This window comes from Clostridium mobile (genome assembly GCF_018918285.1).
GTDB lineage: Bacteria > Bacillota > Clostridia > Clostridiales > Clostridiaceae > Clostridium_AW > Clostridium_AW mobile.
The window spans coordinates 213,111-228,652 of sequence record NZ_JAHLQF010000004.1; the positions used below are offsets into that span (position 1 = coordinate 213,111).

At 33.1% G+C, this 15,542-nt stretch carries 15 protein-coding genes; 2 read left to right on the top strand and 13 right to left on the bottom strand.

All coding sequences use genetic code 11. The features are described 5' to 3' along the window. Nucleotides 1–156 precede the first annotated feature (156 nt). The 5 genes from ade to KQI86_RS16220 form a co-directional block, all read right to left on the bottom strand. Nucleotides 157–1,944 (bottom strand): adenine deaminase, encoded by a 1,788-nt coding sequence (gene ade / locus KQI86_RS16200; protein WP_216440465.1) that lies wholly within the window; start codon nt 1,942–1,944, stop codon nt 157–159. An 87-nt stretch (nt 1,945–2,031) separates the two neighbouring features. Further along, nucleotides 2,032–3,321: an NCS2 family permease gene (locus tag KQI86_RS16205; RefSeq protein ID WP_216440466.1), complete on the bottom strand. Its 1,290-nt coding sequence runs from the start codon at nt 3,319–3,321 to the stop codon at nt 2,032–2,034. A 193-nt stretch (nt 3,322–3,514) separates the two neighbouring features. Continuing rightward, nucleotides 3,515–4,750 carry a M20 family metallo-hydrolase gene (locus KQI86_RS16210; protein WP_216440467.1) on the bottom strand — a complete coding sequence of 412 codons (1,236 nt, stop codon included), beginning with the start codon at nt 4,748–4,750 and terminating at the stop codon, nt 3,515–3,517. 124 nt (nt 4,751–4,874) lie between these two features. After that, on the bottom strand, nt 4,875–5,348 hold the full coding sequence (locus tag KQI86_RS16215; protein WP_216440468.1) for a DUF3887 domain-containing protein: 474 nt from the start codon (nt 5,346–5,348) through the stop codon (nt 4,875–4,877). Further along, a complete protein-coding gene (locus KQI86_RS16220; RefSeq protein ID WP_216440469.1) occupies nt 5,338–6,144 on the bottom strand; it encodes a YhfC family intramembrane metalloprotease in 807 nt (268 codons plus the stop codon). Before KQI86_RS16220 ends, KQI86_RS16215 begins: the two co-directional genes overlap by 11 nt. Nucleotides 6,145–6,324: 180 nt before the next feature. Between KQI86_RS16220 and KQI86_RS16225 the strand changes: the two genes are divergently transcribed. Together KQI86_RS16225 and KQI86_RS16230 are read left to right on the top strand one after the other, a co-directional pair. Next, complete coding sequence (locus tag KQI86_RS16225; protein ID WP_216440470.1) at nt 6,325–7,158, top strand: MerR family transcriptional regulator; 834 nt, start codon at nt 6,325–6,327, stop codon at nt 7,156–7,158. A gap of 73 nt (nt 7,159–7,231) precedes the next feature. Further along, nucleotides 7,232–8,269, top strand: coding sequence for an NAD(P)H-dependent amine dehydrogenase family protein (locus tag KQI86_RS16230; RefSeq protein ID WP_216440471.1), 1,038 nt, complete (start codon nt 7,232–7,234; stop codon nt 8,267–8,269). A gap of 96 nt (nt 8,270–8,365) precedes the next feature. On the opposite strand, the gene KQI86_RS16235 is transcribed toward KQI86_RS16230, so the two are convergent. From KQI86_RS16235 to KQI86_RS16270, 8 genes are all read right to left on the bottom strand, one after another. Then, nucleotides 8,366–8,572 (bottom strand): cold-shock protein, encoded by a 207-nt coding sequence (locus KQI86_RS16235; protein ID WP_216440472.1) that lies wholly within the window; start codon nt 8,570–8,572, stop codon nt 8,366–8,368. A 70-nt stretch (nt 8,573–8,642) separates the two neighbouring features. Continuing rightward, entirely contained in the window at nt 8,643–9,599 is a 957-nt protein-coding gene (locus KQI86_RS16240) for a D-2-hydroxyacid dehydrogenase (RefSeq protein ID WP_216440473.1), read from the bottom strand. A gap of 90 nt (nt 9,600–9,689) precedes the next feature. After that, the gene (locus KQI86_RS16245) at nt 9,690–10,598 is read right to left on the bottom strand and encodes a sugar phosphate isomerase/epimerase family protein (protein WP_216440474.1); all 909 of its coding nucleotides are present in this window, start codon (nt 10,596–10,598) and stop codon (nt 9,690–9,692) included. A 3-nt stretch (nt 10,599–10,601) separates the two neighbouring features. Then, a complete protein-coding gene (locus KQI86_RS16250; protein WP_216440475.1) occupies nt 10,602–11,546 on the bottom strand; it encodes a transketolase family protein in 945 nt (314 codons plus the stop codon). After that, nucleotides 11,547–12,377 (bottom strand): transketolase, encoded by an 831-nt coding sequence (locus KQI86_RS16255; RefSeq protein WP_216440476.1) that lies wholly within the window; start codon nt 12,375–12,377, stop codon nt 11,547–11,549. It abuts the gene before it with no gap. 22 nt (nt 12,378–12,399) lie between these two features. Further along, nucleotides 12,400–13,059 (bottom strand): aspartate/glutamate racemase family protein, encoded by a 660-nt coding sequence (locus KQI86_RS16260; RefSeq protein WP_216440477.1) that lies wholly within the window; start codon nt 13,057–13,059, stop codon nt 12,400–12,402. A 2-nt stretch (nt 13,060–13,061) separates the two neighbouring features. Then, nucleotides 13,062–13,895 carry a sugar phosphate isomerase/epimerase family protein gene (locus KQI86_RS16265; protein ID WP_216440478.1) on the bottom strand — a complete coding sequence of 278 codons (834 nt, stop codon included), beginning with the start codon at nt 13,893–13,895 and terminating at the stop codon, nt 13,062–13,064. Between the two features lie 106 nt (nt 13,896–14,001). Continuing rightward, the gene (locus tag KQI86_RS16270) at nt 14,002–15,519 is read right to left on the bottom strand and encodes a tripartite tricarboxylate transporter permease (protein ID WP_216440479.1); all 1,518 of its coding nucleotides are present in this window, start codon (nt 15,517–15,519) and stop codon (nt 14,002–14,004) included. Nucleotides 15,520–15,542 lie beyond the last annotated feature (23 nt).

The following is a 15,542-nucleotide window of genomic DNA, read 5'->3' on the forward strand; positions in this document are numbered from 1 at the left end:
TCCCAAACTTTATCCAATGACTACCATCCATAATACTCTCATCTTCTACTAGTGAGAAATAACGGATGCTACGTCCCTGGATAAGTTCTTCTAAACTTCAGTTGGAGTAAGTATTCCTTTTAAGCAAACTCCATCTGAAGCTAAGAATCACTTGATTTATTCTGCAAATAATGGAATTATATTTTGAGTTGCAACCTCAATCATTCCTAAGTCGGACATTTTAACTTCTGGTATTACAGGTAATGCTAGTGTAGCAATTCTTAAAAGAGGATTAGGGGTTTCTTTTAATCCTAGCTCTCTAAGGGTATCTTTCATTGAGCCACATTCCTTTGCTAATTCTTCACAAGGTTTTGTTGAAATAAGTCCAGCAACTGGTAGCGCTAGATGATTTAATGCTTCTCCATCTTTAGCACAGCTTATTCCTCCACCTGTAGCTTTTAAATCATTAAATACCATTAAAGCATTTTCTGGTTTGTCGTAAACTATAGTGATATTATGACAGTCATGAGAAACAGTACTGCCTACTGCCCCTTCTTTTGTTCCAAAGTTTCTTATTATAGCATATGCTTTTGTATCAAATCCATTATGTCTATTTACTACTATTGCAAATTTTAGATTTTCATCTTTTGATATGTCTAGATATCCATCTTTAACTTCAATTTCTTCCGTATTCAACTTTGTTGGTGAGAAAAGTAAGCTCGTATAGTTGATTACATTTACTCTAACTTTTCCTTCTTTTATTGGAGCTTTTATTCTAAAGTCCTCTAAAGTTAAATCTTTTACATATACAGTATTTCTATTTTCTACTTCAAAGTCCATGAATTCCATATCTACTGCAAGTTTACCTTCCTCTGCAACTAAATCTCCTTCAAAGAATACCGCTTTTGGCTTTATGTCCTCTAAAGACTCTGTAATTATCAAGTCTGCTACGTATCCTGGAGCTATTGCACCTAAGTTGTTTATTCCTAATTCTCTTGCAGAGTTAAAAGTAGCACATCTTATTGCATCAATTGGATGCAGCCCTCCTAATACAGCTTGCTTTATAACATCATTTACATGACCTGCTTCTACAATATCTTCTGGTTCTCTATCATCCGTACACACAGTTAAATTATCTAAATATCTAAAATCCTTTGCTCCTGCAACTAAAGATTTTATATCCTTTGAAATAGAGCTCTCTCTTGCGTCTACATACATTCCCACTCTCAATTTATCCCTTACTTCCTTTTGAGATCTTGATTCGTGGTCACTTACAGGTCCAGCACAAAGATAAGCAGATAGAGCTCTACCATCTAAAAATGGAGCGTGTCCTTGAATGAACAATCCTTTTTCTTCCGCTGCAGCTAATATTTCTACCATTCTAGGATTATTATTTATAACCCCTAAAAAGTCCATAACTTCTCCAAGTCCTATTATTCTATCAAGGCTGAATAATTCTTCTATTTCTTTTCTTAAAAATTCTGCTCCTGCATTTTCCTTTCCTGGTACTGCTGGCACACAGGAAGGAGCTAAAATATACTGTCTCATAGGAACACCTTTGCTGCACTCGTGCATATATTTAACTCCCTCAATACCTAAAACATTAGCTATTTCATGAGGATCTGTAACTGCAGTAGTTGTTCCGTGTGGTATAACTGCTTTGGCAAAATTTCTTGGTGTCATCATAGTACTTTCAATATGTATATGAGCGTCAATAAGACCTGGTATTAAATACATGCCCTTTGCATCATAATATTCTTTACCTTTGATCTTCTTCTTTTCTACATTACCGTCAGGATTACACTCTATGTGAGCTATAAAGCCGTTGTAAATTCCAACATCCCCTTCATATATTTCCCCAGTAAATAAATTTAAAATATTAGCGTTTTCTATAACTAAATGACACTCTCTTTTTCCTAAAGCTGCTTCTATTAACGCTTTTTTATCCTTTGGCTGTATTCTCATTGTAATCTCGCTCCTTCTCATCTAATTTTTATACTTAACAGGCTATGATTTAAAATATTAATTTTAAATCATAGCCATAGATACCTTTTACATAATTATAAAGTAAAACACTAGTGGAATACAAAGTATAAATATTCCCCAATTTAGTTCCTTTATTCTTCCTGATACAATTTTAGTAAGAGCGTAGGATATTATACCTATACTGATACCATTTGAAATGCTAGAAGTAAATGTAGTAAATATAATTGTTGCAAAAGCTGGAAAAGCTTCTGTAAAATCTGAGAAATCTATGTCTTTAACACAAGAAATCATAAGTAATCCTATTAAAATTAATGCTGGCGCTGTAGCTTCAGCAGGTATCATCGCTGCAATAGGAGTAAAGAATAGTGTAAATAAGAAACACATTCCTGTAGATATTGCAGTTAATCCTGTTCTTCCTCCTGCTTCAACTCCTGATGCTGATTCTATATATGTTGTAACAACAGTAGAACCCATTACTGCACCAACCACTGTAGCAATTGCATCTACTAAAAATGGCTTGTTTATTCCTGGTAAATCTCCATTTTCATCTAATAAGCCTGCCTTAGCAGATACCCCTAAAACCGTTCCTAATGTAGAGAAGAAATCTCCTACAAAGAAGGTAAACATAAGTGGGAAGAAACTCCACTTTAGAGCTCCAAGTATATCTAACTGAAAAGCTATTGGTGCTATTGAAGGTGGCATGGAAATAAAGGAGTCTGGTATTTTTGTTATTCCCATTGGTATTCCAATTAATGTAGTTAAAATAATACCAATAAGCACATCTCCCTTTACCTTATTTGCCATTAAAGCTACTAATATTAATATTCCGATTACTGTAAGTAGAGTTTTAGGATCATGTAAATTTCCCATCTTTATTGAACCATCAGCTATAAGCATTAAGTGTCCATTCTTAAATCCTAATTGTGCAATATAAAAACCAATTGCCGCTCCTATAGCAATTTTTACATTTTTAGGTATGACCTTCACAATAACTTCTCTTAGTCCAAATATAGTTAATAATATAAATATAATTCCTGATATAAATGTCATTCCTAATCCTTGTTGCCAAGTTGCAAGTCCACCAGCCACTAAAGTGAAAGCAAAAAATGCATTACTTCCCATTGCTGGCGCTAAAGCAAATGGGAGATTTGTATAAAGTCCCATAAAAATACTAAATACTGCTGAAAGTAGTGCTGTTACCACGGTTACTGCTCCCACATCCATGCCTGCTGCTTTCATAAATGAAGGCTGAACAATAAGAATATAGGCCATGGTCATGAAAGTTGTTATGCCCGCTGCTATTTCTGTTTTTGCGTTTGTATTACGTTCTTTTAGTTTAAATAGACTTTCTAACATAAATTACCTCCCGAGATATTTCTCTATATTGATATGACCATTGTAATAGCTATTAAGACATTTGTCAACATTAATTGCTATTTTATATTATATTGTTCGTGTTTTCGCTAATAATTATAGTTTAAAACTAAAAAAACAAGCATCAAAGAAATAATTTACGAACATTATTTCTTTGATGCTTATTTCGAAAAATCTATTCAGTTATTAATTTATGCAATGTTTTATATAATATCTCTATACCGAAAGCTATATCTTCCTCTTCAGTAAATTCTTCTGGACAATGGCTTCTTCCCTCCACACTTGGAACAAATATCATAGCTACAGGGGAAATAGAAGCCATTAAACTAGTGTCGTGATTTGCCCCACTATACATTTCTCTATAGCTTATATCTTCTTCCTCAATTGAATTTTTTATTACTTCCATAAGGTTTTTATCCATATTAACTTCACTAACTTCTGTTAGCCTTTTTATACTGTAAGCAAAACCTTCCTCTTCAATAAACTTTAGTCTCTCTTTAATTTCCTCTTCTGCTTTATCTAAATTTGAAGGATTTATTCCTCTAAGGTCTACTGTAAAAACTACCTTCTCAGCGATTACATTTACATTGCCAGGATAACATTTAACACTTCCTACAGTTACAACCATGCTATCATCATCAATATCTTCAACTATATGAGGAAGTTTACTTATAAGTTCACTAGCCTTTACCATGGGGTCCCTTCTAAGATTCATAGGGGTAGCCCCTGCATGATTCGCCTTTCCTTCTATCTCTATCTCAAACCATCTTAATCCTACAATGCCTTTAACTAGACCAAGAGATTTCTTTTCTGTATGTAGAACACTTCCTTGTTCAATATGTAGTTCTATAAAGGCTTTTATAGCTTCTCTTATCCTACATTTTTCTAAAGAATCTATAGGATAACCAAATTCTTTTACTCTTTCATACATACTCTTATTGTTTTTATCTTTAACTTTTTTTATATCTTCTAAAGTACATTTTCCTACTAATGCTTTACTTCCCACAAGATTATACCCAAAATTAGAACCTTCTTCTTCTGTAAAAATAACTACTTCATAGGGATAGCTCATTTTTGTTCCCTTCTCTACAAAAACTCTCGCAGATTCTAAGGAAGCTACTACGCCTAATATTCCGTCATAAATTCCACCTTTATAAACAGTATCTATGTGAGAGCCACTGATGACTAAAGGCTTATCTTTGTTATGTTCATTTTCTAATCTTCCCCTTATATTTCCTATAGAATCCACTTCTACTTTCATACCTAAAGCTTTCATTTCATTTATCAGATAATCTCTTGCCTCTTTATCTTCTTTTGTATAGGAATATCTTGTGCATCCTTCTTCTGGCGTTTCATTAAATTTTGATAGGTTTTTTAAATCTCTCATGACTCTTTCTATATTTATTTTCATTTTAAAGCCCCCTTTGATGATAATTTCTTATAAGATTAATCCTATTTGATAATTATATCATCTTCTCATTAAAACAAAACCGTATGATTAAATCTCATACGGTTTATATTTTACTTTCTTAAATTTACTTTCTTAAATTAGGAGAATCTACGAAAAATCCTGTAACCTTAGCATCTTCATCTTTATTTGAAACAACAACTTTGACTATGACATCCTTACGCTCTTTGTCAAATTTACTTTTATAGAACACTGTGTAATTTTCTTCATCTTCTTCTATCATCCAAAATTCCTTTGATTGATATTTCCCTATACTTGGAGTAATAGTATCATATAACTCTTTAAAAAGCTCTTCTGTCATAATATTTTTCATATCATCATCAAAATCCTTAGAAAAAGATTCATAGTCTTTATCTTTTAAACTCTGTAAAATATTCTCAGCCACAGGCTCTACTTTGGCTTTAATCTTTTCGCCCTCCTCTTTATTTATTGTATCTACTTTATTTGTTTTATCCACATTATCCACTTTCTTTGCTGTACAACCAGCAAATATAAATAGAGATAATATTATAGTTAAATATAATATTTTTCTATATTTCATCTTGTATTTCCCCCTTTTCCCCACCGAAATTGGATTTAGATCTTAAGGTAAATAGCAGCAGTAAAATACTTGCTATAGCTACCCATCCTTCTATGGCCCAAATATTTGTAAGCATACCCTTTTGAAACAACGCCGCTGGAAAATCAATAAGCGCGTGTAATAATATAGCATAGAGTAGATAAATATATTTTTTGTTTTTGACACCTTGCAATACTAGAACCGAAAGCCCAATTTGTATAAAAATTACAAACATCCTTTCTATTCCCGGTACTAAAAAAGCATATGAAGGGGTGTCTATTAAAGAACTTTTAATTCTCTCTATCATAGCAGATGGCATGTTATATTTATTTAGAGCATTTATATTGCCTAAATTTATATTTATAGAAAGTATTAAATTTTGTATTGCAGTCATCCCACCTATAAGTATAGCTTCTATGCCTCCATGGCCTATACCAAAAGCTATTCCATCAGTCCAGCTTCTTTTCTTCCTAAGCAATGTTATGTAGGCTAAAAACCTTCCACATTCCTCAAAAATTCCTGCAGCAAAAGAGCCATATATGGCATATGCCCATGGATTTTCTAAAAAAGTAGAGGTATTAAAATTAGTGAATAATAAATAGTTATGCATCCTTCTTTCTAAAATCATTACAAATAATATAAATACAAAGGCTCCTACAGCTACAGGCCATAGGGACATTTTATGTTTTCTATAAAAATATATTCCAATAATTATAGGGAATCCAATTGATAGTATAATAGTTATAATCATAGATATAATCGAAGTAATACTTACCATAATCTTACTCTCCTTGTAAATTCTTCTTAATATAAATTATATCACTAATTATATTATATTTAACAGTAAAGGTTTAAAATCCTCCTTAAATTTTCCATAAAATGCATTAAAATTTTGCAAAACCTTATAGTATGCATAAAGTTTATATTATAAAATAATACTATACAAGGGGGTATGGTTATGGAACGAATATCAATAGGGAAAATGGCAAAACTAAATAATGTTTCTGAACAAACTTTAAGATTATATGATCGCAAAGGTCTTTTAAAACCTTGTTATATTGATGAAAATACAGGTTATAGGTATTACAACATAAAACAATGCGCTCGTCTAGACATGATACAATATATGAAATCTCTTGGAATGCCTTTAAAAAAGATACAAGAACAGTTGGATTATAAGGAAATTGGCACAGTGAAGAAAATGCTCAATAGTCAAAAGAAGCTTATAGACGAAAAAATTATCGAGCTTCAACTAATGAAAAGAGCTATAACAAAATCAGTAGAAAACTTTGATCGCTATGAAGTTGCACCTAAAGAAGGCGTGGTTGTACTAGAATATATACCGGAGCGTAGAATATATTGCTATGACGGAGGAATAAATATATATGACTATGGATTAGAGACATATGAATATATATTAAGGCACTTAAAAGAGCATATACTACTAAACAAATTGCCTATGATGTATTTTTCTAATGTTGGTTCAATACTCCGTAAAGATATATTAAATCAAGAAAAGCTCATATCTACTGAGGTTTGTCTTTTTATTGATGAAGATTTTCAAATTGAAGATAATGTAGAAATAATATCCTCTAACACATTTGCATGCATCTATTGTAATAGTTTCTGGGAAGAGAAAAAATATGCAAAACAACTCCTAAATCATATCAAAGAAAAAGGGTATAAAATAATTGGAGATTATATTTGTGAAGTAGTGGCAGATCTCCCTGTATTCCTTGAAAATGAAAGGAATATGTTTATAAAATTACAAATTCCTATAGAATTGAAATAACCTCTTGACTTTATACTTAGTATAAAGTGTATTGTTAAAATATAGACAATATTTTGAAAGGAAGGTTTTAATCATGAAGGAAAAAATTAGAGTTATCCAATATGGATGTGGAAAAATGGGAAGGGTATTTTTACGTTATCTTTATGAAAAGGGAGCAGAAATAGTTGGCGCTATCGATAGCAATCCAGCTATTGTAGGAAAAGACGTTGGAGAAATTGCTGGTCTTGGCTTTAAATTAAATATACCAGTTCGTTCAGACGCAGAGAATGTTTTTAAAGAGTGCGATGCACATGTTTGTATAATATCTACACTTAGCCTTATGGAAGATGTTTATGAAGCTTTTGAGCTTGCTGCAAAGCACGGTGTAAATGCTATTTCTACATGCGAAGAAGCTTTATATCCTTGGACTACTTCACCAGCAATAACTAATAAATTAGATAAGTTAGCAAAAGAAAATAATTGTACCCTAGCTGGCTCTGGATATCAAGATGTTTACTGGGGAAACCTTATAACAACTTTAGCTGGTTCAACTCATAAAATAATTAAAATTCACGGATCTTCAAGCTATAATGTAGAAGATTACGGTATTGCATTAGCAGAAGTTCATGGTGCTGGTTTAACTCCAGAAGAATTCGAAGAAAATATAGTTAAAAATGAAAACCTACCATCTTATATGTGGAATGCTAGCGAATGGTTATGTTCTCAATTTGGATGGAGCATAAAATCCATAGAGCAAAAATTAGTTCCTATATTCCATGACAAAGATATATATTCATCTACTCTTGGAATGACTATTAAAGCTGGTAATGCATTAGGTATGTCTGCTGTTGTTACGATTGTGACAAATCAAGGTCCTGTATTGGTAACTGAGTGTATAGGAAAGGTTTATCCTGAAGGGGAAGTTGATAAAAATATTTGGACTATAGAAGGAGAGCCAAATACCACTGTTAGAATTGAACAACCAGCAACTGTTGAGCTTACATGCGCAACTACAGTAAACCGTATACCTCAACTTATTATGTCTCCAGCTGGTTATTATACTACTGAAAAAATGCCTAACGCAAAATACATTACTTATCCATTAAACCTTTATGTAGATGACTTAATATAAAAAGAATACTTTAACTATTTAAGCATACGTTTGTAAAATTATAATTTCATCAATAATATTAAAAGGCTGTTGTAAATCTACAACAGCCTAAAATTTTTATTCCATTTTTTGAACATTGGTGGCCTGAAGTCCTTTTTCTCTTTCCACTACATCGAAGGTAACGTGTTGACCCTCATGCAAGTCTTTGTCATGCCCCTTTTCTTTTATGTTAGAATGATGAACAAAAACATCTTCTCCATCATTTCCAGAGATAAATCCATATCCCTTCTTGTTGTCATACCATTTTACAATGCCAGTATACATCTTTTAACCCTCCAAATAATAAATTTACCACTTTATTATCTGTAAATAGGTAAAAAGTATACTCTCTTGATTAGTCAACTACATTTACAGGCTCTCCACTCATAAAGGCTTTTAAATTACTCACTGCTATATTCATAAGCCTATCCCTGGATTCCCTTGGAGCCCAAGCTATATGAGGAGTTATAAATGCATTTTTAGCTTTGAGTAAAGGATTATCAGCTTTTATAGGCTCTACTGAAACCACATCTAATCCTGCTGCATAAACCTTACCACTGTTTAAAGCTTCTGCTAAATCTTCATCTACTACCAGAGGCCCCCTTGAAGTATTTACTATTATTACTCCATCCTTCATTTTTGCTATAGTATCCTTGTTTATTATACCCTTAGTGTTTGGAAGCAGCGGACAATGTAAGCTTATTACATCTGAGTTGGCTAATAATTCATCTAAGTCCTTTGCATACTTCATATTTTCATCTTCCAAATCTTTATTTTTGTATTCATCATAGGCAAGAACCTTCATTCCTAAAGCTTGAGCTACTCTTCCTGTAGCTTGACCTATTCTACCATAACCTATTACACCTATAGTCTTATTAGCTAGTTCTATCAACGGATAATTCCAAAAACACCAATCTACATTGTTTGTCCATTCTCCATTTTTCACCGCTGCATTATGTTCAGATACATGATGACATATGTGAAGAATGTGAGCCAAAACCATTTGAGCTACGGAATCTGTTCCATAAGTCGGTATGTTTGTAACAACAACTCTCTTTTCCTTTGCCGCTTCCACATCTACTATATTGTATCCTGTAGCAAGTACTCCTATGAATTTCAAGTTAGTTTTTTCTAAAGTATCCCTTGTTATAGGTACCTTGTTTGTAAATACAGCTTCAGCGTCTCCTATTCTTTCTAATATTTTATCACTTGAAGTTCTATCATAAATCTCTAGATCTCCCAATTCTTTTAATTCATCCCAAGTCAAATCCCCTGGATTCAATGTGTACCCATCTAAAACTACAATTTTCATGAACAATTCTCCTTTCATAAAATATACTTATTTTATAATTGTTATATAAACTCTACTATACAAAAGCATATGTTTCAATATTTAGAATATTTATAATTTAGCCCAAGCTTCGTTTAATGTACGTTTAGCATTGGCTACAACTATTTCAGGATCTTCATCCCCCCATGGTTTTACTTCGAAACTTACTATTGGAGGATTTTCTGTATTTAAAAATCCTATAGATTTTAAAACTCTCAAATACTGAACTAATTCTTCTACATCATTTTCTCCATTAGGGAAACCAAATCTTGGATGCTGATCTCCATAGGCCGGCATGGAGCTATCCTTAATTACGCAATTCCCCATATGAGCATGAACTATATAGTCCTTTATAGGAAGTATAGATTCCTCAATTGTTTCATGAAGCTGAGGAATGTGACTTAAATCAACCATTAAACCAAAATTATCATATTCTTTTCTAATGTCCTCAGCATATCTTTTAGCAAGATCCACAGGTCCTATTAAAGATTTTTTATCTACATCGTAATCAAATACTTCCAAAACTACAGTTATTCCTTTATCTTTTGCATACTCACAGAGTTCTTTTGTGGATTTAACTAAAGCATTATAGGCTTCCTCTTTTGTTTCTTCTTCATATTTTCCACTTAAGAAAGCAAATCCCTTAGCTCCCATGTATTCAGCCTCATCTATGCCTTCTTTTAAAGAATCTAAAGCCTTTAATCTTTCTTCTTCATCTATAGCATTAATATTAAGTCCTGTGGTGAGTAGTCTTGGTTGTCCTCCATAAGCAACAGTTATATGGCTTTGTTCAAGAATTTCTTTAGCCTTTTCTCTTGTTTCATCATCTTTAATCCATGTTATTTCGATTGCATTAAAATAATCATCTATAGCTACTTTTTTTAGGCTCTCCAGTATAGGACCTTCACCTTTAATAGTTGAAGGATATACCATAAAGTGTATTATACCTACCTTCATATACTTATACATTGATTCTGTCATTTCTTATTCCCCCTTCTTTTTATTTATAACTTCTCTTACTTCATAAATGATTTTTTCTGTGCTTAACCCATATTTTTGTAAGAGATTATCATAGTCCCCTGACTCGGTAAAGGTATCTTCAATGCCTACTCTTCCAGATATTACTGGACATTCTCCAGCCAAAACTTCTGTTACTGCTCCATATAATCCTCCATATATGCTATGTTCCTCCGCAGTAACAATAGCTCCTGTATCTTTTGCACAATCTATTATCAATTTTCTATCTATAGGTTTAATAGTATGCATGTTTACTACCTTAGCATTTATTCCTTCTTTTTCTAGTATTTCTGCTGCCTCTAGTGCTTTGTGAACCATTAATCCTGTAGCAACTATAGAAATATCTTTTCCTTCTCTTAATACTGCTCCTTTTCCTATTTGAAATTGGTAGTTTTCATCGAATATAATTGGCATCTCTGCTCTACTAAGTCTTAAATAAACAGGCCCTTCAATATTTAAACATTCCCTTACTGCCTTTTCTGTTTCAACTCCATCGCATGGACATATAACAGTCATATTAGGAATTGTCCTAAAAAATGCTATATCCTTATTTCCATGGTGACTTGCACCATCATAAGAGTCCGATAATCCTGAATATGCTCCACATATTTTCACGTTTAATTTTTGATAAGCTATAAGACTTCTTATAGGATCTCCTGCTCTAAGCATCATAAAAACTGCAAAGGTATTTATAAATGGAATCTTTCCCATAAGGGCCATTCCCGCTGCCATTCCTGCCATATTTGCCTCAGAAATTCCTACATTAAAAAATCTTTCAGGAAACTTTCCTCCAAACAAGGCACTCTTTGTTGATCCTGACACATCAGCATCCAGTACTACTATATCTTCTCTTTCTCCACCAAGCTTTAATAAAGCCTCTCCATAGGCATCTCTTATTCCTTTCTTTTTCATTTACCTTACCTCCAATTCCATTAAAGCTTTGGCATATTCTTCGTCTCCAATAGGTTTTCCATGCCATGTGTTCTTGCCTTCCATGAATGAAATTCCTTTTCCTTTAACGGTTTTAGCTATAATAACTGCTGGCTTTCCTTTAATACTTTTAGCTTTATCCAATGCTTGTGAAAGAGCTTGTATATCATGTCCATCCGTTTCTATTACATTCCATCCAAATGCATCCCACTTTTTCGCTAGATCCCCAAGGGGCATAACTTCCTCAGTAGTACCGTCAAGTTGTACCCCATTGCTGTCAATTATAGCTATCAAATTATCTAACTTATATTTGCTAGCCGCCATGGAAGCTTCCCAAACAATTCCCTCTTGAAGTTCTCCATCTCCCATTAACACATAAACATAGTTCTCTTTCTTATCTAACTTTAGAGCTGTTGCCATTCCAACTCCAGCAGATAACCCTAATCCCAATGGTCCAGTTGACAATTCAACTCCTGGCGTTTTCACAGAGCAAGGATGACCTTGCAGTATGCTATTTACTTGCCTTAAAGTCTTTAATTCTTCTTTTTTAAAGTAACCCTTATCAGCTAATACAATATATAACATTGGTGCTGCATGTCCTTTTGCAAGTATAAACCTATCCCTATTCTCATCTTTGGGATCTTGTGGATTTACATTAAGCTTTTCATAATATAATGTGGTTAATATTTCTACAGTAGATAAGGATCCTCCAGGATGTCCCGTTTGTATAGGATATAGAGTTTTTATTAATTCAATTCTAAACTCTCTACATTTGCTTTCTAAAAATTTTATTCTTTCAGGCGATAATACCAAGTCTATTACTCCTTTCTTTAATTTAATATTTCTCTCTACAAATTATAGATTTGAGCTCATTTATGCAGTGCTTAGGACTAGACAATACAGGGCATCCACATATTTTTTCGATTATTTCTTCCATATGAGACATAGAAGCTTGAGCTAAAACAACAACGTCCCTTTGTTTTATTTGTAATGCCCCTTTCCTTAACAACTCATCATGAAGCTCCTTATCTCCTTTTTTTATGGCATCATAAGCTTGGTCACAACAAATTATATCTATATCTAAGGCTTTATTTAATTTAATAGATTCACTTAATAACTTATCTCTGGTAGGCTTTATTGTACTTTCCGCTGTAGCCATAATAGTAACTTTTGTTCCCATGCTCACTGCTTTTTTTATCATAGCCTCATCTATTGTTATAAGAGGAATTGAGATAAAATCTCTTATCTTTTCAACTGTAGGAGATAAAGTTGAACAAGTTACCACCACGACATCTGCACCAGTCATTTCTCCATTTTTTATTGTGTTAAATAGCCTATTCATATTATTTATTGTAAATTCTCCTTTTTCCGCAGGATCACTAGCCAAGAATTCATCTAAGATATTTATAATTTTTATATCTCCTAGTTCTTTTTTCACTTTTTCACCAAAGTTTTGAAGTACGCTTTGTACAGTATGAATTAGAACTATTGTCATAACTATTTTCCTCCATAAATTTTATTAAATATTGGTCTTAGATGTTTTATTGCTTCTTCTGTGGCAATTTCTTGGTTAGGAATTTGAAATATCTCTGTACAAAAAGCCCCATCGTATCCTGTATCCTTAAAAGCTTGTATAATTTTTTCAAAATCAAAAGCACAATGACCTGGATATCTTCTATTGTTATCTGCAAGATGGACATGAATATTATAATCTGCATACTTTTCTATAGCCTTAAACATATCTTTTTCTTCAATATTAAGATGGAAAATATCCATCATAATCCTAAAATATTCATTGTCTACATCCTGTACTACTTTAACTCCTTCTTCTACTGTGTTTATAAAATTAGTCTGCATTAATGTCACACTTTCCAAAGCGATCTTTACATCTTTTTTTCCACCGTATTCACTAATATTTTTAAAAGCATCTATAGCATACCCATAAGAAATTTCTCTAGGGAGATCATGACAATATTCACCTCTAACCCTTCCAATGTTTATGTTTGCTCCTAAATATGAGGCAAAATCAATTATTTCCTTTACTCTTTCTATTGATTTATTTCTTACTTCTAAATTTTTATCCATAAAGGATAGATTTTGTTGACCAAATATTTCTCCCGTGCATACAAGAACTATATCTAAATTATTTTTTTGAGCCTCTTCACAAACTTCATCCCAGCTAAGTTCTGAGGGATTTAATGTCATAAGCTCAACACCATCGTACCCAAGCTCCCCTAAACGCCCAAAAGTGTAATCAAGCTTACCTTGGAAAGCTGTTACTGCAGGTGATATAGCCACATCTGGCGTTGCCACTTGATAGCATAACTTCATATTCATTCCTCCTTATATGACTATTTAATAAACTCTTTTTAAAATTCTTTGATGTTACCTTCAAAACTTAATATAGTTTTCTTACATTTATCAAAACATCTAAATTTTAAGCTACTGATTTACTACTGCTCTGTCTAGCCTTTTCAATCTTTTTCATGATGATAGGAATCAAGCAGAAACTTATAGTTAAAATCATCAATACAATTGATATAGTGCTGCCTAAAAATACACTTATACTACCAGCTGACATATCAAAGGCTTGCCTTACATAAGTTTCAAGCATAGGAGTTAGAACAAAAGCTAATAATAGTGGAGCTGCCGGAATATCTCCCATTTTCATAATGTATCCTAAAATCCCCATAGCCAGCATAAATATAACATCAAACATACTGTTGTTTACAGAATAGGTTCCAATTACACATACCACCGAAATTACTGGTATCATAATAGAACTTGGAACTTTAACAATTCTCATAAGTATTGGTATACAAGCGATAGCTATTGCAAGGCAAATAATGTTACCAATATACATTGATCCAATTAATCCCCAAACAAATTCAGGATTTTCACTAAATAACATAGGTCCTGGCCTAAGCCCCCACATCATAAGCCCTCCTAAAAGTACTGCAGTGGTTCCTGACCCTGGAATTCCTAAAGAAAGTAGCGGTGCAAAAGCCCCCATTGCCGCTCCATTATTAGCTCCTTCTGGAGCTGCAACTCCCTCTAATGCTCCCTTCCCCATATTTTCTCTATTCTTACCTATCCTTTTTTCCATGATATAAGCTAAGAACGCTGCCATAGTAGCTCCTGCTCCTGGTAAAACTCCAACAAAGCATCCAAATAAACCAGATCTAGTAGCTACGGGGAAAACTTTTTTCATTTCTTCTTTGGACAATATGCTTTCTTTAATAGTAGGACTTTTAACTTCTTCATTCTCATAGCTACTCCTATTTACAACCATATCTATAACCTGACTAAACCCAAACACTCCTATAACAAGTGGTATAAATGCAATCCCACTTAAAAGATTGACACTACCAAAATCAAATCTAGGCTGACCCAGTGTTTTATCAACTCCAACGGTTGCTAGCATGATTCCTAATGCTGTAGATAGTAACCCTGCACTTGGATTATCTCCTAATACCCATCCTATGGATGTTAAGGCAAATAATATTAACCAAGCAAGTTCTGGTGGACCAAAAACCAATCCCCAATTTGCAAGCATAGGACCAAATATGGTAAGTATAATTATTCCAACTGTTCCACCTATAAAAGATGAAATTGTAGCAGTAAATAAAGCTCTACCAGCCTTTCCTTTTCTAGCTAGTGGATATCCGTCTAAAGATGTTGCCACCGCTGGAGAGTCTCCTGGAATGTTTAATAAAATTGCACTAAAAGATCCACCATACATATTAGAATAGTAAAGGGTTGCTAGCATTATAATTGCTGTAGTAGGGTTCATCTTAAAAGTAATTGGAAGCAACAATGCTACCCCCGCTAAAGACCCGATGCCAGGCATAGCCCCTACTATTAACCCCATTATCGCTCCTGCAAAAGCCGCTATAAGATTTTGAATACCCAAAGCAGTTTTAATTCCTTCCATTAATAAATCTAAATTATTCATAGTATCAAGCTCACTTTCTTTTA

Excerpts from the sequence above, each read along its gene's own strand:
- KQI86_RS16240 (WP_216440473.1), bottom strand. The coding sequence starts at position 9,599 with ATGAAAATTGTAGTTTTAGATGGGTACACATTGAATCCAGGGGATTTG.
- KQI86_RS16270 (WP_216440479.1), bottom strand. The coding sequence starts at position 15,519 with ATGAATAATTTAGATTTATTAATGGAAGGAATTAAAACTGCTTTGGGT.
- KQI86_RS16235 (WP_216440472.1), bottom strand. The coding sequence starts at position 8,572 with ATGTATACTGGCATTGTAAAATGGTATGACAACAAGAAGGGATATGGA.
- ade (WP_216440465.1), bottom strand. The coding sequence starts at position 1,944 with ATGAGAATACAGCCAAAGGATAAAAAAGCGTTAATAGAAGCAGCTTTA.
- KQI86_RS16265 (WP_216440478.1), bottom strand. The coding sequence starts at position 13,895 with ATGAAGTTATGCTATCAAGTGGCAACGCCAGATGTGGCTATATCACCT.
- KQI86_RS16250 (WP_216440475.1), bottom strand. The coding sequence starts at position 11,546 with ATGAAAAAGAAAGGAATAAGAGATGCCTATGGAGAGGCTTTATTAAAG.
- KQI86_RS16225 (WP_216440470.1), top strand. The coding sequence starts at position 6,325 with ATGGAACGAATATCAATAGGGAAAATGGCAAAACTAAATAATGTTTCT.
- KQI86_RS16245 (WP_216440474.1), bottom strand. The coding sequence starts at position 10,598 with ATGACAGAATCAATGTATAAGTATATGAAGGTAGGTATAATACACTTT.
- KQI86_RS16220 (WP_216440469.1), bottom strand. The coding sequence starts at position 6,144 with ATGGTAAGTATTACTTCGATTATATCTATGATTATAACTATTATACTA.
- KQI86_RS16230 (WP_216440471.1), top strand. The coding sequence starts at position 7,232 with ATGAAGGAAAAAATTAGAGTTATCCAATATGGATGTGGAAAAATGGGA.
- KQI86_RS16205 (WP_216440466.1), bottom strand. The coding sequence starts at position 3,321 with ATGTTAGAAAGTCTATTTAAACTAAAAGAACGTAATACAAACGCAAAA.
- KQI86_RS16260 (WP_216440477.1), bottom strand. The coding sequence starts at position 13,059 with ATGACAATAGTTCTAATTCATACTGTACAAAGCGTACTTCAAAACTTT.
- KQI86_RS16215 (WP_216440468.1), bottom strand. The coding sequence starts at position 5,348 with ATGAAATATAGAAAAATATTATATTTAACTATAATATTATCTCTATTT.
- KQI86_RS16210 (WP_216440467.1), bottom strand. The coding sequence starts at position 4,750 with ATGAAAATAAATATAGAAAGAGTCATGAGAGATTTAAAAAACCTATCA.